This window comes from Novosphingobium sp. ERN07 (assembly GCF_012641335.1).
Lineage (GTDB): Bacteria > Pseudomonadota > Alphaproteobacteria > Sphingomonadales > Sphingomonadaceae > Novosphingobium.
The window spans coordinates 88,056-109,626 of record NZ_JABAID010000005.1 but is presented as its reverse complement, the minus strand read 5'-3'; the positions used below and the strand labels follow the sequence as shown (position 1 = coordinate 109,626).

24 protein-coding genes are annotated in these 21,571 nt (G+C 62.1%); 14 read left to right on the top strand and 10 right to left on the bottom strand.

The window, feature by feature from the left end:
- The first annotated feature begins 169 nt into the window (after positions 1-169).
- Positions 170-1,543 carry a class II 3-deoxy-7-phosphoheptulonate synthase gene (locus HGI47_RS09265; protein ID WP_168852459.1) on the top strand — a complete coding sequence of 458 codons (1,374 nt, stop codon included), beginning with the start codon at positions 170-172 and terminating at the stop codon, positions 1,541-1,543.
- A 42-nt stretch (positions 1,544-1,585) separates the two neighbouring features.
- Here the strand turns inward: HGI47_RS09265 and HGI47_RS09260 are convergent, their stop codons facing one another.
- From HGI47_RS09260 to HGI47_RS09235, 6 genes are all read right to left on the bottom strand, one after another.
- Positions 1,586-1,975 (bottom strand): ribonuclease HI, encoded by a 390-nt coding sequence (locus tag HGI47_RS09260; RefSeq protein ID WP_168852458.1) that lies wholly within the window; start codon positions 1,973-1,975, stop codon positions 1,586-1,588.
- A 9-nt stretch (positions 1,976-1,984) separates the two neighbouring features.
- Positions 1,985-3,049, bottom strand: a complete 1,065-nt coding sequence (locus tag HGI47_RS09255) for a phosphotransferase family protein (RefSeq protein ID WP_240950104.1) — start codon at positions 3,047-3,049, stop codon at positions 1,985-1,987.
- A gap of 11 nt (positions 3,050-3,060) precedes the next feature.
- Entirely contained in the window at positions 3,061-4,149 is a 1,089-nt protein-coding gene (locus HGI47_RS09250) for a Zn-dependent alcohol dehydrogenase (RefSeq protein ID WP_168852456.1), read from the bottom strand.
- A gap of 123 nt (positions 4,150-4,272) precedes the next feature.
- On the bottom strand, positions 4,273-5,565 hold the full coding sequence (locus HGI47_RS09245) for an acyl-CoA dehydrogenase family protein (RefSeq protein ID WP_168852455.1): 1,293 nt from the start codon (positions 5,563-5,565) through the stop codon (positions 4,273-4,275).
- A gap of 107 nt (positions 5,566-5,672) precedes the next feature.
- A complete protein-coding gene (locus HGI47_RS09240) occupies positions 5,673-7,100 on the bottom strand; it encodes an MFS transporter (protein ID WP_168852454.1) in 1,428 nt (475 codons plus the stop codon).
- The gene (locus tag HGI47_RS09235; protein WP_168852453.1) at positions 7,097-7,945 is read right to left on the bottom strand and encodes an SDR family NAD(P)-dependent oxidoreductase; all 849 of its coding nucleotides are present in this window, start codon (positions 7,943-7,945) and stop codon (positions 7,097-7,099) included. The genes HGI47_RS09240 and HGI47_RS09235 overlap by 4 nt, the downstream gene beginning before the upstream one ends.
- Before the next feature lie 192 nt (positions 7,946-8,137).
- Between HGI47_RS09235 and HGI47_RS09230 the strand changes: the two genes are divergently transcribed.
- The 3 genes from HGI47_RS09230 (at position 8,138) to HGI47_RS09220 (ending at position 11,385) form a co-directional block, all read left to right on the top strand.
- Positions 8,138-9,298, top strand: a complete 1,161-nt coding sequence (locus HGI47_RS09230; RefSeq protein ID WP_168852452.1) for an acyl-CoA dehydrogenase family protein — start codon at positions 8,138-8,140, stop codon at positions 9,296-9,298.
- Positions 9,299-9,301: 3 nt separating this feature from the next.
- A complete protein-coding gene (locus tag HGI47_RS09225; RefSeq protein WP_168852451.1) occupies positions 9,302-10,441 on the top strand; it encodes an acyl-CoA dehydrogenase family protein in 1,140 nt (379 codons plus the stop codon).
- 140 nt (positions 10,442-10,581) lie between these two features.
- On the top strand, positions 10,582-11,385 hold the full coding sequence (locus tag HGI47_RS09220) for an SDR family oxidoreductase (protein WP_168852450.1): 804 nt from the start codon (positions 10,582-10,584) through the stop codon (positions 11,383-11,385).
- Positions 11,386-11,441: 56 nt separating this feature from the next.
- Here HGI47_RS09220 and HGI47_RS09215 read toward each other — a convergent pair whose 3' ends face one another.
- The 4 genes from HGI47_RS09215 to HGI47_RS09200 all read right to left on the bottom strand — a co-directional run bounded on the left by HGI47_RS09215 (position 11,442) and on the right by HGI47_RS09200 (position 14,885).
- A complete protein-coding gene (locus tag HGI47_RS09215) occupies positions 11,442-13,091 on the bottom strand; it encodes an FAD-dependent oxidoreductase (protein ID WP_168852449.1) in 1,650 nt (549 codons plus the stop codon).
- A gap of 142 nt (positions 13,092-13,233) precedes the next feature.
- The gene (gene gmk, locus HGI47_RS09210; RefSeq protein ID WP_168852448.1) at positions 13,234-13,899 is read right to left on the bottom strand and encodes a guanylate kinase; all 666 of its coding nucleotides are present in this window, start codon (positions 13,897-13,899) and stop codon (positions 13,234-13,236) included.
- Positions 13,900-13,960: 61 nt separating this feature from the next.
- Positions 13,961-14,371 (bottom strand): hypothetical protein, encoded by a 411-nt coding sequence (locus tag HGI47_RS09205; protein WP_240950103.1) that lies wholly within the window; start codon positions 14,369-14,371, stop codon positions 13,961-13,963.
- Positions 14,372-14,387: 16 nt separating this feature from the next.
- Positions 14,388-14,885 carry an SspB family protein gene (locus HGI47_RS09200; protein WP_168852447.1) on the bottom strand — a complete coding sequence of 166 codons (498 nt, stop codon included), beginning with the start codon at positions 14,883-14,885 and terminating at the stop codon, positions 14,388-14,390.
- 85 nt (positions 14,886-14,970) lie between these two features.
- Between HGI47_RS09200 and hisB the strand changes: the two genes are divergently transcribed.
- From hisB to tolQ, 10 genes are all read left to right on the top strand, one after another.
- Positions 14,971-15,564: an imidazoleglycerol-phosphate dehydratase HisB gene (gene hisB, locus HGI47_RS09195; protein ID WP_168852446.1), complete on the top strand. Its 594-nt coding sequence runs from the start codon at positions 14,971-14,973 to the stop codon at positions 15,562-15,564.
- The gene (gene hisH, locus HGI47_RS09190) at positions 15,557-16,186 is read left to right on the top strand and encodes an imidazole glycerol phosphate synthase subunit HisH (RefSeq protein ID WP_370521673.1); all 630 of its coding nucleotides are present in this window, start codon (positions 15,557-15,559) and stop codon (positions 16,184-16,186) included. Before hisB ends, hisH begins: the two co-directional genes overlap by 8 nt.
- Before the next feature lie 67 nt (positions 16,187-16,253).
- On the top strand, positions 16,254-17,408 hold the full coding sequence (locus tag HGI47_RS09185; RefSeq protein ID WP_168852444.1) for a glycosidase: 1,155 nt from the start codon (positions 16,254-16,256) through the stop codon (positions 17,406-17,408).
- Between the two features lie 22 nt (positions 17,409-17,430).
- The gene (gene hisA / locus HGI47_RS09180; RefSeq protein ID WP_168852443.1) at positions 17,431-18,156 is read left to right on the top strand and encodes a 1-(5-phosphoribosyl)-5-[(5-phosphoribosylamino)methylideneamino]imidazole-4-carboxamide isomerase; all 726 of its coding nucleotides are present in this window, start codon (positions 17,431-17,433) and stop codon (positions 18,154-18,156) included.
- Position 18,157: 1 nt separating this feature from the next.
- Positions 18,158-18,919, top strand: a complete 762-nt coding sequence (gene hisF, locus HGI47_RS09175) for an imidazole glycerol phosphate synthase subunit HisF (RefSeq protein ID WP_168852442.1) — start codon at positions 18,158-18,160, stop codon at positions 18,917-18,919.
- A gap of 98 nt (positions 18,920-19,017) precedes the next feature.
- Entirely contained in the window at positions 19,018-19,182 is a 165-nt protein-coding gene (locus HGI47_RS09170) for a hypothetical protein (RefSeq protein WP_168852441.1), read from the top strand.
- 181 nt (positions 19,183-19,363) lie between these two features.
- Positions 19,364-19,687 (top strand): phosphoribosyl-ATP diphosphatase, encoded by a 324-nt coding sequence (locus tag HGI47_RS09165; RefSeq protein ID WP_168852440.1) that lies wholly within the window; start codon positions 19,364-19,366, stop codon positions 19,685-19,687.
- 1 nt (position 19,688) lies between these two features.
- A complete protein-coding gene (locus HGI47_RS09160) occupies positions 19,689-20,066 on the top strand; it encodes a histidine triad nucleotide-binding protein (RefSeq protein ID WP_168852439.1) in 378 nt (125 codons plus the stop codon).
- A 342-nt stretch (positions 20,067-20,408) separates the two neighbouring features.
- Entirely contained in the window at positions 20,409-20,873 is a 465-nt protein-coding gene (locus HGI47_RS09155) for a YbgC/FadM family acyl-CoA thioesterase (protein WP_168852438.1), read from the top strand.
- The gene (tolQ, locus tag HGI47_RS09150; protein WP_168852437.1) at positions 20,870-21,571 is read left to right on the top strand and encodes a protein TolQ; all 702 of its coding nucleotides are present in this window, start codon (positions 20,870-20,872) and stop codon (positions 21,569-21,571) included. Before HGI47_RS09155 ends, tolQ begins: the two co-directional genes overlap by 4 nt.

Genomic DNA, 21,571 nt, shown 5'->3' with positions numbered 1-21,571 from the left:
TGTTGGTTAGCCTGCACGGTTAACCGCCGATCCACCAAGAGATGGCGACCGGCCGGCTAAGGGAAAGCCCCTACGCCTGTTCGCTTCTGTCGATTGCTGTGAACGCAAGGCTTCCTTTGCATTTCTTGCCTGTCGCGCGTAAAGGCCACCGCCTTGAAAGGAATAGCAAGTGGCACAGAACTGGACTGCGGATTCGTGGCGTGGATATGAGGGACGGCATCTGCCGATCTATCCGAACGCTGAAAAGCTGAACGAGGTCGAGCAGACCCTGACGAGCTTTCCGCCGCTGGTCTTTGCGGGCGAGGCGCGCGCACTGAAGGCCGATCTGGCTCAGGTCGCTGCGGGCAAGGGCTTCCTGTTGCAGGGCGGCGATTGTGCTGAAAGCTTTGCCGAATTTCACCCCAACAACATCCGCGACACGTTCCGCGTGCTGCTGCAGATGGCGGTCGTTCTGACCTTCGCCAGCAAGCAGCCGGTGGTTAAGGTCGGGCGCATGGCCGGGCAGTTCGCCAAGCCGCGTTCGTCGCCGGTGGAAACCATCGGTGGCGTTGAACTCCCCAGCTACCTTGGCGACAACATCAACGGCATCGATTTCACCCCGGAATCGCGCATCCCCGATCCCGAACGGATGCTTCGCGCCTACAGCCAAGCTGCGGCGACGCTGAACCTGCTGCGCGCGTTCTCGACCGGTGGCTATGCCAACCTGCGTCAGGTCCATCAGTGGACGCTGGACCATATCGGCAAAAGCCCGTGGGCAGCCAAGTTTGCCGAAATGGCCGACAAGATCGGCGAATCGCTCGACTTCATGGAAGCGTGCGGCGTCGATCCCAGTTCGGTTCCGCAGCTTCAGGGCACCAGCTTCTACACCAGCCACGAAGCGCTGCTTCTGCAATACGAAGAAGCGATGACCCGGCAGGATTCGTTGACCGGTGATTGGTACGATACCAGCGCTCACATGCTCTGGATCGGTGATCGCACCCGCTTCGAAGGGTCGGCGCATGTCGAATACTTGCGTGGCGTGCAGAACCCCATCGGCATGAAGTGCGGCCCGTCGCTGACGGCGGATGCGCTGCTCAGGATGCTCGATACGCTGAACCCGGCGCGCGAACCGGGCCGCATGACCCTGATCAGCCGCTTTGGCCATGACAAGGTGGAAGCGGGCCTTGCGCCGCTGGTCCGCGCGGTAAAGCGCGAAGGGCACCCGGTCGTCTGGTCCTGCGATCCGATGCATGGCAACGTGATCAAGGCGGACAACGGCTACAAGACGCGCCCGTTCGACCGCATCCTGACCGAGGTGAAGGGTTTCTTCGCCGTCCACCGCGCCGAAGGCACGCACGCGGGCGGCATCCATATCGAGATGACAGGTCGCGACGTGACCGAATGCACCGGCGGTGCCGTAGCGATCACGCAGGAAGGCCTTGCCGATCGTTACCACACGCACTGCGATCCGCGTTTGAACGCGGCGCAGTCTATCGAACTGGCGTTCCTGATGGCCGAAGCGCTCAATCAGGAACGGGCAGAGCGCAAAGCCGAAGCAGCCTAAGCATGGCGCATTGCCTGCCCATCGCGGGCGGGCAATGCGCCACTATCTGGGATGCCGCACGTTCAGCGCGATCCCGGCAAGGTTCTGCTCCCGCTTGATCCAGCGCACCCGCACCGTTGTGCTGCCTTCTGAAAGCGACTGAAACCGCGCTAAGTGCGTCTTATCCGCCGCTGAACGGGCCTTGATGCGCCCATTGGCCTGCTCGATCACGGATTGGCTATCCCCGATCAGATCGAAAGCCGCGGCACCGCTCGCCATCGCGCATTCCAGCGCATGGATCAGCGCCAGCCATTCGGCATCGCCATTGGTGCCGTGGCCCAGATCGTCCCGCAGGTGCGCCACGCCGCGCAGTACGGCAGCCACTTCGATCCGCCCCGGATTGGGGCGGCATCCGCCATCGAAATAGACTTTCAGCCTGCGCGTTGCACTCATCCCGCCGAACTACCAGGCCCCGGCCTTCACCGCAAAGTGCATCGCCAGTTCCGCCAGCGGGCGCACGCGCTCCGACATGGCCTTGGCGTGTGCGCTGGAAGCAGTGCCATCGATCACCCGCTTCTTGATGCCCTGAATGATCCCGGCCAGACGGAAGAAGTTATAGGCGATGTACCAGTCGAGATCAGGCAGGCCATCACGCCCGGTCTTGTCGCAATAGCGCGCCACGACCGCGTCCAGTTCGGGAATTCCCAGCGCCTTGCGATCCAGATCCTGCACGCCCGAACGCCCGCCGTTGTCCTGAACCCACGCCGTGCAGAAATAGGTGAAGTCTGCCAGCGGATCGCCCAGCGTCGAAAGCTCCCAGTCCAGCACCGCCACAACACGCGCCTCTGTGGGGTGGAAGATCATATTGTCGATGCGGTAATCGCCGTGAACCACGCTGGTCCGGGTCTGTTCGGGCAGGGTGGCAGGCAGCCATTCGATCAGCCGCTCCATTTCAGGCATCGTTTCGGTTTCCGAAAGCCGGTATTGCTTGGTCCAGCGGTCTACCTGCCGTCCGAAATAGTTTCCCGGCTTGCCGAAATCGGACAGCCCCGCCGCTTCGATATCGACCGAATGCAGCGCCGCCAGTGTATCGACCATCGCGTCATACGTCGCATGGCGGAACGCCGGTGTTGCTCCCGGCATCGAGCCGTCCCAGATCGTCCGCCCGTCGACGCAGCCCATGACATAGAACCACGATCCAACCACGCTATCATCGGTACACAGGCCATACTGCCGCGCGACGGGAAAGCCGGTGCCCGAAAGCCCTGCCTGCACCCGATACTCGCGATCCACCGCGTGCGCCGATGGTAGCAGCTTGCCGAACGGTTTGCGCCGCAAGACATAGGGGCCTGATGGACTGTCGATCTTGTAGGTCGGGTTCGATTGCCCGCCCTTGAACTTGGAAACCGCCAAAGGCCCTTGAAAGCCTTCGACGTTTTCCACGAACCATCTGGTCAGCGCTGCCTCGTCCAGCTTGTCGGCCCCTTCGGGCGTCACCGTGCCGGAAAAGGCTGTCTGTGCGTCCATCGTCGCGCCGGTCATTGGTCGAACACGATCACCGAGCGGGCGGAATGGCCCTGCTTCATCTTTTCGAACCCGTCGTTGATGCCCGAAAGCGGGATGCGTTCCGCAATGATGGTGTCGAGATCGAGTTGCCCCCGCAAATAGAAATCGACGAGGCGCGGCAGGTCCACCGGAAAGTGGTTGCGGCCCATGATCGCGCCTTGCAGCTTCTTGTCCGAAAGCAAGTCCATCGCCGAAAGGCCGACTTTGTGGGTGAGGGGCATCATGCCGAGGATCGTGGCCGTGCCACCCCGGCGCAGTGCGGCAACGGCAAGGTCACCCGAAGCGGGACGACCCACGGCCTCGATGGCGTGATGGACGCCGCCCTTGGTCATTTCCAGAATTTGCGCCGCCGCATCAGGCCCGGCGTCGATGGCGTCAGTCGCGCCGAGCTTCATGGCGAGCGCCCGCTTTTCAGGCACGGGATCGACCGCGATGATCCGGCCCGCGCCCGCGATCTTGGCAGCATTGACCGTCGCCAGACCCACGCCGCCGCAGCCCACCACGGCCACCGTTTCGCCGGGCGTGACCTTGCAGGCGTTGAACACTGTGCCCGCACCCGTCGTAACTGCACAGCCGATCACTGCCGCGCGATCCAGCGGCATTTCGGGATCGATTGCCACGCAGGCATGTTCGTGGACCAGCATCTGTTCAGCAAACGCCGAAAGGTTCAGCATCTGGTTGACCACCGCGCCATCATCCTTGCGCGTCAGGCGTGGAGCCTCGCCCGGCCCGCGTCGCGTATCGCCGCCTAGGCATAGCGACATGCGCCCCGTCACGCAGAATTCGCAATGTCCACAAAACGCCGAAAGGCAGGTGACCACGGCATCGCCCACTTTCACCGTGCGCACTTCGGAACCCACCGCTTCGACGATTCCCGCCGCTTCGTGCCCCGGTACAGCGGGCAGGGGGTGCGGGTATGCACCATCGATGAAGTGCAGGTCCGAATGGCACAGCCCGCAAGCTGCGGTGCGGATCAGCACTTCATGCGGGCCGGGCTTGGCCACGGAAAGGTTCTGGATTTCCAGCGGCTTGCCGGGTTCAATGAGGACTGCGGCTTTCATGGGACAGCGTTCCTACAGTTTGCTGCACCCCCGCGCAGGCGGGGGCCTCAGTCGGTTTATGCAGATGTTCCGTAACAACACCGAGGCCCCCGCTTTCGCGGGGGCGCAAGGTGGTCTTAGCAGTTAACGCGCCACACCCAGATCACCGGAGCTGAATCCGCGCTCACCGCCCGGCAGATCGGAATGGCGCGCAAATTCGATGCGGGCGATGGCGCGGGCGTGCACTTCGTCCGGGCCGTCTGCCAGGCGCAGCGTGCGCTGGTGGGCATAGGCTTCGGCAAGGCCGTAATCCTCGGAAACGCCACCACCGCCGTGGGCCTGAATGGCATCGTCGATGATCCGCAGTGCCATGCGCGGGGCCTGCACCTTGATCATCGCGATTTCCAGCGCGGCAGCCTTGTTGCCCACCTTGTCCATCATGTCCGCCGCTTTCAGGCAGAGCAAACGTGTCATGTCGATATCGATGCGGGCCTGCGCGATGCGCCATTCCCACACCGACTGTTCGGACACGCGCTTGCCAAAGGCCACGCGCGATTGCAGCCGCTTCGCCATCTTGGCGATGGCTTCTTCGGCCACGCCGATGGTGCGCATACAATGGTGGATGCGGCCCGGCCCAAGGCGGCCCTGCGCGATTTCAAACCCGCGCCCTTCGCCCAGCAGGATGCTGGAGGCGGGCACGCGCACGTTGTTCATCACCACTTCCATGTGGCCGTGCGGCGCATCGTCATAACCGAAGACCGGCAGATGGCGGATGATTTCCACGCCCGGCGAATCAAGCGGCATCAGCACCATCGACTGCTGCTGGTGGCGTTTCGCTTCGAAATCGCTCTTGCCCATCACGATGGCGATCTTGCAGCGCGGATCGCCAAGGCCAGATGACCACCACTTACGCCCGTTGATCACATATTCATCGCCTTCACGACGGATCGACGTTTCGATGTTCGTCGCGTCCGACGAGGCTACCTGCGGTTCGGTCATCAAGAAGGCAGAGCGGATTTCGCCGTTCATCAGCGGGCGCAGCCACTGTTCCTTCTGTTCCAGCGAGCCGTAGCGGTGGAACACTTCCATGTTGCCGGTATCGGGTGCGGAACAGTTGAACACTTCGCTGGACCAGCCGATGCGGCCCATTTCTTCGGCGCAGAGGGCGTATTCCAGATTGGTCAGGCCCGGCCCTTCGAACTCGAAGCTTTCTTCCACATGGTGGTGGCCATCGTTGCGCGGCGGCATGAACAGGTTCCAGATGCCAGCCGCCTTGGCGCGGGCTTTTTCCTGTTCGACGACCTGCAGAACCTTCCAGCGATCACCGGTGGCCTGCTCCGCCTTGTAGTCCTTGTAACGCGGACGAACGTTATCCTCGATGAACTGGCGCACGCGGTCCCGCCAGTATTTCTGGCGGTCGGTCGGTTCGAAATCCATGAGCCTCTCCTTGGTTGCCCGGCAGTGTTCAACGGGCAGGGGATGAATTCAAGAGGGAATTAATTGACTGATTAAGGTGGGTCCTTGATCTGGATCACGCCAAAGGGTCATGGATGCAGGCCCGCAGCATCGGGATCGGCCTTCGCCACCTGATCCAGCCGCGCCAGCCGCGCTTCGTGCGCCGCCCGATCTATCGGGAAGCGACGGACGATAAACGCGGTCAGGAATGCCAGAATGGCGATGCTCGCCACATAGGCGAGGCTCAGCCGGTAGGTGACTTCGGGCAAGACCTGATCGGGTGGCGTGTTGGCTTCCAGTCCGGCGAAGCTCAGCAGCAAGCCGGTGATGAACACACCCAGCCCGCCTGCGCACTTACTGGCCAGAAACGCCCCTGCCGAAAGCGTGCCTTCTGACCTGCGCCCCGTCTGTTCCTCTGACGCCTCCACCACATCGGCAACCATCGACCATAGCGTCATCGTTCCGCTGACAGTGAAAGTGTTGGACAGAAATGTGCAGGCAAACATGCCCGCGATGGACGCGGTGGAGCCATCGGCTGGCCACACCCCTTGCCAGCGCAACAGCAGAGGCCCAGCCCAGAACACCATGCCCAAAGGCGCCATGCGTACCACGGTGCCCACTTTGCCCCAGCGCTTCTGTGCACGGCCCACCAATAGGGATGCGCCCACTACGCTGCCGAACAGGAGGAGCGGGAAGACCTGCAAAGCGGTCGCGGTGAATTTCCAGACGTAGAGATAGAGGTAGTTCGACAGCGCAAAAGTGATGCCCTGCGCGGTCAGCGCCGCCGCAATTCCGCCCATCACGATCAGGCAGGCGGGATGCGAAAAGCTTTCCCGAATCTCGCCGAGCGATGCGAACGTGCTTTTGCCATCCGCCACCCGCTCTGGTGGCCAGCCTCTGACCCAGCGGTGCTGGCCGATGGCAGATACCAGCACGCACAGCGCCATCAGCGCTGCGCCAAACAAACCGAAGTTGCGATAGCCTTCGCGCGCCAACATCGCATCGGGCAGGAACACGCCATAGGCGAGCAGAAGCATGAGCAAGCCACCGCCCCACGAAAACAGGAAGCGGAAGCGTGTCAGTCGGGTGCGCTCGTCATAATCGCGGGTGATTTCGGGGATGAGCGCAGCCGATGGCACTTCGCACATCGCCACCAGCGCGCGCACTAGGATGGCCGATACCAGCAGCATGGCAAAGCTTGGCTCACCAATGGGCGACCACAGGAACGCCCATGCCAGCGCAAGCGGAATGGGAGCGAAATAGAGAAACGGTAGCCTGCGCCCCCAGCCAGTGCGGGTGCGGTCGCTGAAATGGCCGACCACGGGATCGATCAGCCCATCGAACACCAGTGCGATCAGCAAGGCAAAGCTGACCAATCGGGCGTCCATGCCCAGCACCTGATTGTAGAACAGCAGCAGGAACGTGGCGAAGCCATTGTCTTTCACACCATAGGCAACGCTGCCGAGGCCGTTGAACAGGGCAAGGCGGGTGGGGACTTTTCCCGATACGGGAATCATGCCTGTTTCGCAGCCTCTGCCATCTGTTGCAGGGCGTCGAACAGGCCGGGCATTGCAGGATCCCAGCTATGCCGTGGGCCGATGGTGATGCCGCCATCCACCAGCAGCGACGTGCCGTTGACGAAGCCTGCCGCCTCGCTGGCCAGAAACAGCACCGCCTGCGCAATATCGTCGGCCTGCCCCCCGCGCGCCACAGGCTGTGCGCTGGCAGACATGGCGGCAATCGCGCCCTTCGCCTGCACTTCCAGATCGGCGGGCATGTCTAGCGAGCGGGTGAAAATGTTGGTGTTGATGAAGCCCGGCTGCACCGCATTGACCCTGATCTGGTGCTTTGCCAAATCAGCCGCCGCCACTTTCGTCAGGTGCAAAACGCCCGCCTTGGCCACCGCATAGGCGGTGGGCGAATAGCCCGGCCCCACCGCCGCTACGCTGGATGTGTTGACGAACGATGCTCCCTTGCGCCCGATCATGTGCGACACGGCATACCGTATGCCGAACGCGACCGAGCGCAGCAGCAGGTCCATCGTGAGGTCCCAGCCTTCCGGCTCGATTTCGTCGATGGGGGCGCGATCACCCCCCGCGCCGGCATTGTTGAACACGCAGTCGATGCCGCCGGTTTCGGCAGCAGCGCGATCCATCAGCGCTTTGATATCCTCGCATCGGGTCACATCGCACAACGCGGTCAGAACCTTGCCGTTGGATGCGCCGACAGTTTCGGTCAGCCCCGATTCGTCGATGTCGGCGGCATAGACGGTGGCTCCTTCGCCCGCAAAAGCGACGGCTGTTGCCCGCCCGATTCCCGAAGCTGCGCCGGTCACGACGACCGTCTTCCCGTTGAATCGCATCCGTCTCTCCAGCATTTTTTGTCGTTTTACGTTTACGTCAGCTTAGGCGGGAAAGACCTGCCGTCAATGCTCGTGCGGTTGACGCTACGGCAAGCAGCGTTTGCCCCGGAACCCGTTCGAAGCGGCGAAAATCCGCGCTTGCCAGAGGCGTGCGACTCGCCTTAACCTTTCGATTAAGAGAGGAGCACAGCCATGTCAGACCTTGATGCCTTCCGTGCGGAAATCCGCGCGTGGCTCGAAGCAAACTGCCCCGCCGAAATGCGCGAACCCGTTCGGGATGAGGGCGATGTCTGCTGGGGTGGGCGGGATTTCCAGTTCAAGAGCGAAGCGCAGAAGACGTGGATGGAGCGCTGCGCGGCCAAGGGCTACACTGTGCCCGATTGGCCCAAGCCCTATGGCGGGGCCGGCATGTCTCCGGCAGAGGCGAAAGTCTGGCGCGAGGAATGCGCCCGCATCGGCGCGCGCCCGCCGCTCTCCAGCTTCGGCATCTGGATGCTTGGCCCGGCGCTGCTCAAGTTCGGCACCGAAGAGCAGAAGGTGCATTATCTGAACCAGATCGCACGCGGCGAAATCCGCTGGTGTCAGGGCTATTCCGAACCTGGTTCGGGGTCGGACCTCGTTTCGCTCCAGACCTTTGGCGAGGACAAGGGCGATCACTGGGTGATAAATGGCCAGAAGATCTGGACATCCTATGCCGACAAGGCCGACTGGATCTTCTGCCTCGTCCGCACCGACAAGACGAACAAGTATCAGGGCATCAGCTTCCTGCTGTTCGACATGACGACGCCGGGTGTTTCGACCAAGCCGATCAAGCTGATCAGCGGCAATTCGCCCTTCTGCGAAACCTTCTTCGACAATGTGAAGGTACCCAAGAACCAGATCGTGGGCGATCTGAACCGGGGCTGGGATGTGGCCAAGTATCTCCTAGGGCACGAACGCGAGATGATTTCCGGCGCAGGCGGTGGCGATCGGCTCAACGCCATCGGCGCAGTAGTTGCCCGAAATGGCCTCGAAGACCCGATCCTGCGCGCAGAACTGGCTCAGTTCGACGTCGATGCGCTGGCCTATGCCTGCATGGGCGAAAAGTTCCTTGATGAGGTGAAGGTCGGCAAGGCGCACCCCGCGCAGCCGAACATGATGAAATATGCCGGGACCGAACTCAACAAGCGCCGCCACGAACTGCTGATGGCCGCAGGCGGGGCCACCGCGCTGGAATGGGACAGCGAGCGCACCAGCGGCGGCACGCCTTCGCGATCGTGGCTGCGCACAAAGGCCAACTCGATCGAGGGCGGCTCCAGCGAGGTCATGCTCAACGTCATTTCCAAACGCATTCTCGACCTGCCGGGAGCCTGATCGATGCCGCTTTACCATACCGAAGATCAGGCCATGCTGGCCGATACCGTCACCGGCTTCATGGCTGATGAAGGCGCGATCAAGCAGCAGTTGCGCCACTTCCGCGACATGAATTGTCAGGATGGCTTCGGCCATGCCCTGTGGAAGCAGTTTGCGGAGATGGGCCTCACCGGAATGCTGGCCAGCGAGGCGGATGGCGGCCTTGCGATGGGCCATGTCGAAGCTGGGATCGTGCTGCGCGAGATTGGGCGCAACCTCACCCCGTCGCCGTTCCTGACCACTTCGGTTATGGGCGTGACCGCGCTGGCGGGCGCGTCAGACGATCTGCGCGGGCGCTGGCTCCCCGGCGTGATCGCGGGTGACAGCGTGCTGGCTGTCGCGGTTGACGAAGGCCCAAAGCATCGCCCCGAACGCATCGCCTGCAAGGCTGAACGCGCGGGCAACGGCTTCCGTCTGCAAGGTCGCAAGGCCTTCGTCGTCCAAGGTGCCTCGGCGGACGCGATCATCGTCGCTGCGCGCACGTCGGGCAGTGACGATGATGCAGACGGCATCACGCTGTTCGCCGTGCCAAAGGATGCGGCGGGCGTGGTGTACGAAAATCTGCGCTTGGTCGACAGCGCGATGGCCAGCAACGTCACGTTCGATGGCGTGGAACTCGATGGCGATTGCGTGATCGGAGATGTCGACGGCGGGCGCACACTGCTGAACAAGGTCATCAACGCCGGGCGTATCGGTGCCGCAGCAGAACTAACCGGCGTCGGGCAGGGGGCATTCGATATCACCACCGCCTATCTCAAGACGCGCAAGCAGTTCGGCCAACTCATTGGAGAGTTTCAGGCTCTCCAGCACCGCGCCGCACACCTCTATTCCGAACTCGAAATCGCCGAAGCTGCCGTTATCAAGGCGCAGCAACTGCTGGATGGCGGTTCGGAACGTGCGGACCTGATGGTCTCGGTCGCCAAGGCCAAGGCCGCCAAGGCCTGCAACCTTGCGGTGCGCGAAGGTGTGCAGATGCACGGCGGCGTGGGCATGACCGACGAGTTCGACATCGGCCTCTACATGAAGCGCGACCGTTCGCTGTCCGAATTCATGGGCGACCAATATTACCATGCCGAGCGCGTGGCCCAGCTCAGCGGCTATTGAATAACCTCCCCCTCCTCTTCAGAGGAGGGGGCCGGGGGGTGGTGGCGTGCAAAAGCACCACCCCGTTGCGACTAAGGGCCGCTGTGCGGCCCAAGTCTCACGCCCCTCCTCTGAAGAGGAGGGGGTAGGGGAGAACACCGATGGACTTCAGCAAACTCTTCAGTCTCGAAGGCCGCGTTGCGGTCGTTACCGGCGGCTCACGCGGGATTGGCGAGATGATCGCCGAAGGCTTTATCGCCGCCGGTTGCGCGCGTGTTTACATCACTGCGCGCAAGGCCGCCGTGGTTGAAGAAACCGCCGCTCGCCTTGGCGAGAAGTGCATCGCTATTGCCGGTGACATTTCGAACGTTGCAGGCATCGAACAGCTTGCTGCCGATCTTGCTGCGCGTGAGCAGAAGATCGACATCCTCGTCAACAATGCAGGGGCCGCATGGGGCGCTGATTTTGAGGATTTCCCCGAAGTTGGCTGGGACAAGGTCATGGACCTCAACGTAAAGACCCCGTTCTTCCTCACGCAAAAGCTGCACGGCTTGCTCAAGGCTGCCGCCAGCAAGGAACAGCCCGCTAAGGTGATCAACATCGCCTCGGTCGATGGCCTGCGTCTCAACCCTTGGGAAACCTACAGCTATCAGGCGTCGAAATCGGCGCTTATCCACCTGACAAAGCGGATGGCCGCGCGGCTGATCAAGGACCAGATCGTCGCCAGTTGCATCTGCCCCGGCGCATTCCCGTCTGAAATGAACAAGGCGGCGGCAAAGAACCCTGAAGCCTCGGCCAAGGGCATTCCTTCGAAGCGCGTCGGCACGATCGAGGATATGGCTGGCGGCGCGATCTTCCTTGCCAGTCGTGCGGGCGATTACGTGGTGGGCACGCCGCTGCCGATCGACGGTGGCATCGTCAATGGCTGGATTCCCGATACAGCGATAGATCCTTCGGGGCATTGATCGCACTTGAACCCAAGTGCCCCTGCCTTCGCGGGGGCACAGGTTGCTGGTGACACTCAAACGTTAGGCAGATGCTCCGCCAGATGACGCCCGGCGATATAGCCGAAGGTCATACCCGGCCCCAATGTGCCGCCCGCACCGCCATAAAGGTCGCCCAGAACCGCCGCCATTGCGTTGCCTGCTGCGTAAAGGCCGGGGATGGGATTGCCGTTCCAGTCCACCACTTGCGCATCGGCGTTGGTCTTCGGCCCACCTGCTGTGCCCAGCGCGCCCGCTTCCATCTTGACCGCAAAGAACGGCCCTTGGTCGATCACGCCCAGCGTGCGGTGCGGCGGATCGAAGTCCATGTCGCCCCACATGTAGAAATTGTCGTAAGTGTTGTCGCCACGGTTGAAATCGTCGTCATGGCCGTTCCGCACCATCTGGTTGAAGCGTTCAACGGTTGCGGTCAGGCCTGCCGGATCGATCCCGGCCTTTGCCGCCAGTTCCTCAAGCGTATCGGCCTGCATCATGAATGAAGGCACCGGCCCGCCAGCAGGCGTTTTGAATGTGTGATACTTGTTGCGATAGCGCTGATCAATGATCAGCCAGTAGGGTAGGTTGGCGTAAGAATGCGTGCCTGCATCGAAGGCGTGGAGCGACTTGCCCAGCGCGTTGTAATTCGCCGCTTCATTGACAAAACGCTTGCCCGAACGGTTGACGAGGATCGCACCGGGCCGCGCGCGTTCGTCCGATCCCAGCAGGTAGTTCGGCTTGGCCGAACGGTGCTGCGGTTCGAACTCCAGCACGCTCTGCATCCAGAAGGCGTTCTGCATGTTGCCAAGCTGCGCCCCGGCCTCAATCGCCATCAGCAGGCCATCGCCTTCGTTTTCAGGCACGCTGACAGGGCCGGTGAGGGGGCCGCGCACGAAAGTCTTCACCAGCGTTTCGTTCCATTCGAACCCGCCGGTGGCGATCACCACGCCGCGCCGTGCGCGCACCGTATAAGGCTTGCCATTGGCGTCTTCGGCAATCACGCCAACGATGCGGTCACCGTCCTTCACCAGCTTGCGCGCGCGCTTTTCGAACTCCACGGGGATGCCGCGTTCGATCACCGCAAGGAACAGCGATCCGGCCAGCGCCTGACCCAGCCCGCGATAATCGCCACGCTCGCGCTCGGCCAGCGTCTCTTCGTCCATCGATCCCCGGATGGCTTCCATCAGACTGCCGCGCAAAGGGTAGGCCATCTTGCTGGGATTGACGCGCGTAGCCCACTTGCCCAACCGTTCGAACGAAAACGCTTCGTTGTCGAGCGAGCGTCCGCCATCCGGCTTCGCGCCGGGCGAATAGGGCTGATAATCAGGGAAATCAGCAAAGGCACAGAGCCGCACCGGCGTTTTCTCGGCCAGATAGCGAAGCATTTCTGGGCCATTTTGCATGAACGCCCACAGCGTTTCGGGATCAAGCATCCCCGGTGCCAGCGAATCGAGGTAAGTGACGATATCTTCGTCGCTGTCCTCGATCCCGGCTTCGCGCTGGTGGTGGTTGTTCGGAATCCACAGCATCCCGCCCGACATTGCGGTGGTGCCGCCAACCATGCCGTTGCGTTCAAGGATCACGACATCTTTCGCGCCAAAATCATGCGCGGTAATCGCCGCCGTCATTGCCGCGCCGCCAGAACCGAGCACGACCACATCGGCTTCCCGGTTCCATTCCATCTCGATCATAAACCCTCTCCACAAGGCAATTTGCGGGCCGCTCGGGCGTGCTCCGGCAAGATCAGGGGAGAACTAGGGTGGTGTGTCTAAATGCGGCCACTCTGAAATGTCGCAGGTGGAAGAGTGATTTGCGAGGTGGTGGTTGCCTTGATTACCCTCGCATCAGTCCGCGCACGAAATCGATCAGCCCGGTCTGCCGGGTGCGCTTCATACGCTCTGCCGCCAGAATTTCGCGGACCTTTTCATAGCAGCCCTCAACCTCGTCGTTGATGACCACGTAATCGTAGCCGTCCCAATGGCTGATTTCGGCCTGCGCGCGCGACATGCGTGCGGCGATCACTTCGGGGCTGTCGGTGCCGCGCCCGGTCAGGCGGCGGTGCAGTTCTTCAAGACTGGGCGGCAGGATGAACACGCGAACCACATCGGCCTGTGCCTTTTGATAAAGCTGTTGCGTGCCCTGCCAGTCGATGTCGAACAGCACGTCGCCGCCCGCTTTCAACCGGTCGCGAATGCGGCCCTTGGGCGTGCCATAGCAATTGCCGAAGACTACGGCCCATTCGTAGAAATCGTTGGCTTCGACCATGCGGTCAAACTCGGCCTGATCGACGAACCAGTAGTCCTTCCCGTCAACCTCGCCTTCGCGCATCGGGCGGGTGGTGACCGAAACCGAAGCCTTGATTTCGGCATCCAGCGCCAGCAGTTTCTTGGCGATGGTCGTCTTGCCCGCGCCCGATGGCGAGGACAGGATCAGCATCAAGCCCCGCCGGTGCAGGGTATCGTCGCCTTCGGATTCGCTGGGTGAAGATACAGGTGCCATGCCCGCTAGTGGCGCAACGGTTCCCGGTGGGTCAAGTGCGTATCGGTCCGTCCAGCGGCGTTCAAGCCTTCTTGCCGCGTTCGGCCTGTTCTTCGACTGCGGCTGCGCCAACCACTTCGGCCTTGCGCTTTTGCTTGCGGTCGTAAAGCGATTTGGCCACCAGCCCGCCGCCCACCACGATTGCGCCGGGAACGGAACGGGTTGCCACACGGGCCAGCGCAGTGCCGACCAGTGTCTGCATCATTGTGCGGCCTTTGATGATCTTTCCGGCCTTGTTCGCTCCGAGCGCGGTTCCAACAAGGCCCTTTTCAACCCCACGCCGCAAAAGTGCGCCACCGGCGCGCAGGGCGATGTCGGCAAGAATCAGGTTCGTCATCGGGTTGGGGCTAGGGGCAGGCACCTTGTTGGCGGCTTTCTGTGCCACCGCGATAACCTTCTTGCCACTTTTCGTCATGCCCAGACCTTCTGTCAACGGGCCGAAAAGCCCCTTACTTCTTTTTCCCGAAATCCACGGTGACGACATTCGACCCGTCATCGCTGCGTTCAACGGCGGCCTTGTCGGCTTGTTCCGGCGAATCGTTTTCAGCCGGCTCGACCGGTTCGGCCTCGTCATCGACCACCGCCTGAAATTGCAGGCCGAAATCTACCGCTGGATCGACGAAGGCGGTGATGGCAGAGAACGGAATCACCAGTGTGGACGGGATCTGGTTGAATGAAAGGCCGACGCTGAAATGGTCGTCATCCACTTTCAGATCCCAGAACTTGTTCTGGAGGACGATGGTCATCTCGTCAGGGAAACGTTCGCGCAGGCGCTGCGGAATATCCACGCCGGGGGCGCCGGTCTTGAACGTGATGTAGAAATGGTGCGTGCCGGGCAGTGCGCCGCCCGATGATACGACCTGGCCCAAGACCCGGCCAACCACGGCGCGCAGCGCTTCCTGCACGATTTCGTCGTAGGGGATCAGGCTGTCAGGTGCATCGGTCATGCCGCCACAACTGGCCTTGAGGCGCGCGCGGGTCAAGTAGGCACAGTGATTGATTCTCAAGAAGAGGGGCGTATAGGCGCTTTCCATGCGCACCGGATCGATCACGCGAAAGACCGAGGAAACCGACATTGCCGTGTCGGTGAACCTTGATGGCACCGGCACCTACAAGGTGGAAACCGGTATCGGCTTCCTCGATCACATGATCGAACAGTTCAGCCGCCATTCGCTGATCGATGTGGAATGCCGCGTGAAGGGCGATCTGCACGTCGATCAGCACCACACGACCGAAGACAGCGCCATCGCGCTGGGACAGGCGATTTCGCAGGCGCTGGGCGATAAGAAGGGCATAACCCGCTACGGCCACACCTATTCGCCGATGGACGAAGCGCTGAGCCGCGTCGCGCTCGACATTTCGGGCCGCCCGGTGCTGATTTGGAAGGCCGCTTTCACGCAACCCCGCTTGGGCGAGATGGACACTGAACTGTTCGAACACTGGTTCGCCTCGATTTCGCAGGCCGCTGGGATCACGCTGCACATCGAAAGCCTCTACGGGTCGAACAACCACCACATCATCGAAGGCATCTACAAAGGTTTTGCCCGCGCCATGCGGCAGGCTATCGCCATTGATCCGCGCAAGGCTGATGCGGTTCCCTCGACCAAGGGCATCCTCGGTGGCTGAGACTCTCGCGCTCGTAGATTACGGCGCGGGCAATCTCCGCTCGGTCGAAAATGCGCTGAAAGCGGCAGGCGCGCAGGGCGTGGTCGTCACTGCCGATCCAAACGTGGTTCGGGCGGCGGATCGCATCGTTCTGCCGGGCGTTGGTGCCTTCAAGGCCTGCGTAGGTGCACTTAGGTGCGTTTCAGGATTGGTCGAGGCGATGGAGGAGCGCGTCCTTGTCGGCGGCGCGCCGTTCCTTGGCATTTGCGTGGGAATGCAATTACTTGCCGATCGCGGCGTGGAGCATGGCGTGACCCAGGGCCTTGGCTGGATCGGCGGCGAAGTGCGCGTGATCGAACCTGCGGACCCCAGCATCAAAGTTCCGCATATGGGCTGGAACGATGTCGCCCCGATGCGCCATGCTGGCGGCGCGGAACTGCTGGAAGCGGGCGAGGCCTATTTCCTCCACTCCTACCATTTTGTGCCGGAAGAAGGCGCGCACATCGCAGCGATGAGCGATCACGGCGGCGGCATCGTGGCGGCAGTTGCGCGCGACAATATCCTTGGCGTGCAGTTCCACCCGGAAAAGAGCCAGGCCTATGGGCTTTCGCTGCTGTCGCGCTTCCTTGAATGGAAGCCCTGACGGGGTAGCCTGAGGGAACCCGATAGCCTTGCGGGGCCTTCCTTCCTGAGAAGGAGCCTTTTCCCGCATGACCCAGTTTCCGTTTGATCGCCTGGTATTCTCCCCTTTCATGGTGGACCTCGAACGCTCGCCTTTGCGCGGGCACTTCGGCGCGGAAACCTATGTGCTCGGCGCCTTCAATCCGGGGATGACCGTGTTGCCGAACGGCAACTTGCTGCTGATGGTGCGGGTGGCCGAGGCGCTGCGGCACCCGATCCGCGAGGGCAAGGTCCACGCGATCCGCTGGCATGATGGAGGATATGTGCTGGATGGTTGGCCGCTAGAGCTTGCCGACACATCGGACCCGCGCAAGTTCATGCTGGGATCAGGCAGCAATGGCGGCGGAGGGTGGAAGGTAATGGCGCTCACCTCGCTATCGTGGCTGCTCCCGGTCGAAATGTCGCCCGATGGGTTGGAACTCGTTGATACGCACTATGACAAGATCATCGCGCCGCAGGGTTCCTATCAGGCCTACGGCATCGAGGATGCCCGCATCTCGCGCATGGGAGAGGGGGCCTACCTGATGACCACCTGTTCGGTGAGCCCCGAGCGCCATTCGACGACGCTCTATTCCTCATGCGATGGGCTGGACTGGACGTTCGAAGGGTTGGTGCTGGATCATCAGAACAAGGACATGCTGATTTTCGAAGGCCTTGTTCAAGGCGAACATTGGGCGCAGACGCGGCCTCTGGGCGATCTTTACTTTGCCTATCCGCCCGGCAGCGAATGGCGGTCTGGGCCGTCGATCAACCTTGCCAGGTCGCCCGACGCGCTGCACTGGCGGCCAGATATCCAGCCGGGCATCCGCCCCCATTCCGGCACCGCCGCCACCGCGCGCATGGGCGGGGGTACGCCGCCGATCTTGACAGAAATGGACGGGCAGCGGGGGTGGCTCTCGCTGTGGCACGGCGTGGAGCCGAAGGAGATCGTGGGAATCTACCGAACGTACTGGTCGCTGCTCGATCCAGACCAGCCGTGGAAAGTCATCGCAGGCAGCCACACCCCGCTTCTGGAGCCGAACGCCGAACTCACTCGCCCGCTGGAAGATCTGCTCTATCTACGCGATGTGGTGTTCACCACCGGCATTGCCGAACTTGATGATCGCTTCATCGTCGCATCGGGAGAGGCGGATCTTGCTTGCCGGATCACGCATATGCCCAAGGAAGTCTTCCGTTCGGCCTGATCCGCTGCTAGGCGCGCTGGCCATGATCGTCTTTCCCGCCATTGACCTGAAAGCTGGCCAGGTCGTCCGCCTCGCTGAGGGCGATATGGATCGCGCTACCGTATATGGCGACAATCCCGCCCATCAGGCGAGCCTGTTTGCCGAGGCTGGTTCGCAATACCTTCATGTCGTCGATCTCGACGGCTCGTTCGCAGGCCGTGCCGAGAACCGCGAGGCGGTGGAAGGCATTCTCAAGAGCTTCCCCGGCCATGTCCAGCTTGGCGGCGGCATCCGCACGCGCGAGGCGGTTTCGGGCTGGTTCGACCTTGGCGTTTCGCGGGTGGTTATGGGCACCGCAGCCCTGAAAGACCCGCAGTTCGTGAAGGACATGGCGAAGGAGTTTCCCGGCGGCATCGTCGTGGCGGTGGACGCGCGCGATGGCATGGTGGCCACGCAGGGCTGGGCCGATGTGTCGGACGTCGAAGTCGTCGATCTGGCACGCCGGTTCGAGGATGCGGGCGTTGCCAGCCTGCTTTTCACCGACATTGGCCGTGATGGTCTGCTGAAAGGCGTGAACCTTGATGCCACGGTCGAACTGGCGCGGCGTGTGGAGATTCCGGTGATCGCCAGCGGCGGGGTGAAGGGCATCGACGATATTCGGATGCTCAAGATTCACGAGGATGACGGGATCGAAGGCGTGATTACCGGGCGCGCGCTGTTCGAAGGGCGGCTTGATCTCAAAGCCGCGATTGCGATGGCCGAGGCCTGATATGACCGTTCGCGTCCGCGTCATCCCCTGCCTTGATGTTCGCGATGGCCGCGTGGTCAAAGGCGTGAACTTTGTCGACCTGCGCGATGCGGGCGATCCGGTAGAGCAGGCCCGCGCCTATGACAAGGCCGGTGCGGACGAACTGTGCTTCCTTGATATCTCCGCCAGCCACGAAGGGCGCGGCACGTTGCTCGATGTCGTCGCGCGCACCGCCGAGGTCTGCTTCATGCCGCTAACCGTTGGCGGCGGGGTTCGGGCGGTGGAAGACGCTCGCGCGCTGCTGCTTGCAGGGGCCGACAAGGTGGCGGTCAATTCCGCCGCCGTCGCCCGGCCCGAACTGGTGCGCGACATCGCCGAGAAGTTCGGCGCGCAGTGCGTGGTTGGCTCGGTCGACGCGCGGCGGGTGGCTCACGGAAAGTGGGAGATTTTCACCCACGGCGGGCGCAAGGCTACCGGCATTGATGCGCTGGCCCATGCGGTGAACCTTGCCACGTTGGGCGCGGGCGAACTGCTGGTCACATCTATGGACGGCGACGGCACGCAAAAGGGCTATGACCTTGAACTGACCCGCGCAATTGCCGATGCGGTGCCGGTTCCGGTCATCGCCAGCGGCGGCGTCGGCTCGCTCGATCATCTGGTGGAAGGTGTGACCAAAGGGCACGCGAGCGCCGTGCTGGCCGCTTCGATCTTCCACTTCGGCACACACTCGATTGCCGAGGCGCACGCTGCGTTGCGCGCGGCAGGGCTGCCTGCCAGATCGTGAGTCCCACATTGGGGCATTAACCTTATGATATAAGGGATTTTACCGAATCGCCGCATCTGGCAGGGCAAAGGTCTTAACAACCGCAAGGCCTTGTCACCGTGGTACGTCTGGTTTCCTCCCTCCTTATCGCCATCGCGTCGGCATCGCCTGCGCTGGCGCAGTCGGGCGGCATTTCCATTCCCGAACCGACCGATGGCGCGCTGTTTGCGATGGGGCTGGTTGGCCTGATCGTCGGGCGGCAGATCGCTAAGCGGCGGGGGTAAAGCCTACACATCGTCATTCCCGCGCAGGCGGGAGTCCAGCGTCCAGAGGGTCGTCGCTTTTGCGACGGCTTTTTTGTTTGACTGGATTCCCGCCTGCGCGGGAATGACGAAGGTGGTTGCTACTCCCCACCCTCGACCATCCACTTGACCACCGCCCCCCATCCGCGCCATTGCGCGTTGCATGGAACACGGTGACATTCTCGCCCGGCTTGAAGCCACGATTGAAGAGCGCCGCGCGGGCGATCCTTCTGCCAGCTATGTGGCGAAGCTGAATGCCAAGGGCATTGCCAAGATCGCGCAGAAAGTGGGCGAAGAGGGCACCGAAACCGTCATCGCCGCACTCGCCGGGGACCGGCAGGAACTGGTCGGCGAAGCGGCGGACCTGATCTTTCACCTGATGGTGCTGCTGTCTGCCAAGGGCGTGCCGCTGGCCGATGTTCTGGCCGAACTGCAACGGCGTGAAGGCACATCGGGCATCGTCGAAAAAGCCAGCCGGAGCATGTGACATGGCCGTTGATGCAACGCTTCCCTATGACGACCAGAACATTTTCGCGAAGATCCTGCGCGGGGAAATTCCCAACCGCACGGTCTATGAAGACGATTTCGCGTTGGCCTTTCACGATATCAATCCGCAGGCGCCCACGCACGTTCTGGTTATCCCCAAGGGAGCCTATGTTTGCTGGGAGGATTTTTCGGCCAAGGCTTCTGACGTTGAAATCGCAGGCTTTGTCCGCGCCGTGGGCAAGGTGGCGCGCGATCTGGGCCTCGTTGCGCCGGGCTACCGCCTGCTCGCCAACACCGGCACGCACAGCCATCAGGAAGTGCCGCATCTGCACATACATCTCTTTGCCGGGCAGCCGCTCGGCCCGATGCTAAGGCCGTAAACTCGTGCATGGCACCATCGAGGTTTGAGGCAAAACGGCCATGTGCAAGGAAGGAGGGCACAGGAATATGTCGATATTTCAAGCCCGACTGACGCGGCAGATGGCCGTTTTGGTCAAATCCCGAAGGGACGCCAGAATGGCTTCCATCTCGAACCGAAACGCCCTTGCAGGGGCAACCAGCCCCTGCGGCGGTCCTTTCGGCCCGATATGTGTGCCATTCTGACGCCTCGATGGTGCCATGCACGAGTTTACGGCCTTGTGCGCTGAAAAGGTCCGTCACGGGGGCAAGCGGTTAACCAAGCCTTGCCCAACGACTCGTCGCAAGGCTAGAGTCCTGCGCGAATGCAAATCCCCGCACCGCCTTCCGGCCTGTTCGATGGCCCGCAGCACCTTTATCCGGTCCGCGTCTATTTTGAGGACACGGACCTTTCGGGCGTGGTCTATCACGCCAATTATCTGCGCTGGTTCGAACGCGCCCGGTCCGACATGCTGCGTCTGTTGGGCATAGACCAGCGCGCCGCACACGAAGCGGGCGAGGGGGCCTATGCGGTCAGCGAAATGGACCTGCGCTATTTGCGACCGGCCAAGCTGGATGACGACGTGCTGATCCGCAGCCATGTTGCTGAACTTTCCCCCGCCACCTGCCGGATCGTGCAGCGTGCGTTCAGGGAAGACACGCTTCTGTGCGAGGCGAAGGTGCGTGTCGCCTTCGTCGCTCCCAATGGCCGCCCGCGCCGCCAGCCGCGCGAATGGGTGGCAGCTTTTCAAACCATAACGACCGCCCTTGAAGGACCGAAAGCCGCATGATTCTTCCGATGCTCGCCAATGGCGTTTCCTTCGCGCCGACCTCGCTCAATCCCGTGCAGTTGTTCCTTGATGCCGATTACGTGGTGCAGGGCGTCATGGTCGGCCTTGTGCTGGCCAGCGTGTGGACATGGACCATCATCATCGGCTTTTCGCTGAAGATGGGCAGCACCCAGCGCGCCTGCGATAAATATGAGCGCGCGTTCTGGGAAACGCGCGATATCGATGCGTTTCAGAAAGAGCAGAAGGGCAAGGATCTGCCCTCCATGCGCGTGGCCAATGCCGCGCTGGCCGAATGGCGACGCTCCACCAACGGCAAGACGATTGACCGCGAAGGCACGCGCCAGCGGCTGACCACCGCGCTCGATGGCGCAGTGGTGCAGGAAACCGATGCCTTGGCCAGCCGCTTGAACTTCCTTGCCACGGTCGGTTCGGTTGCGCCGTTCGTGGGCCTGTTTGGCACCGTCTGGGGCATCATGGACAGCTTTTTCAATATCGGTGCGCAGCAGAATTCGTCGCTTGCAGTCGTCGCCCCCGGCATTTCCGAAGCGTTGTTCGCCACAGCGATCGGCCTGTTCGCGGCGATTCCGGCGGTGATCGCCTACAACCGCTTTTCGCACCGCGTAAACCGCTTTGAAACGCGGCTCTATCGCTTTGCTGACCGGTTCCACGCCTCGCTCAGCCGCGAACTGGAGGCCTGA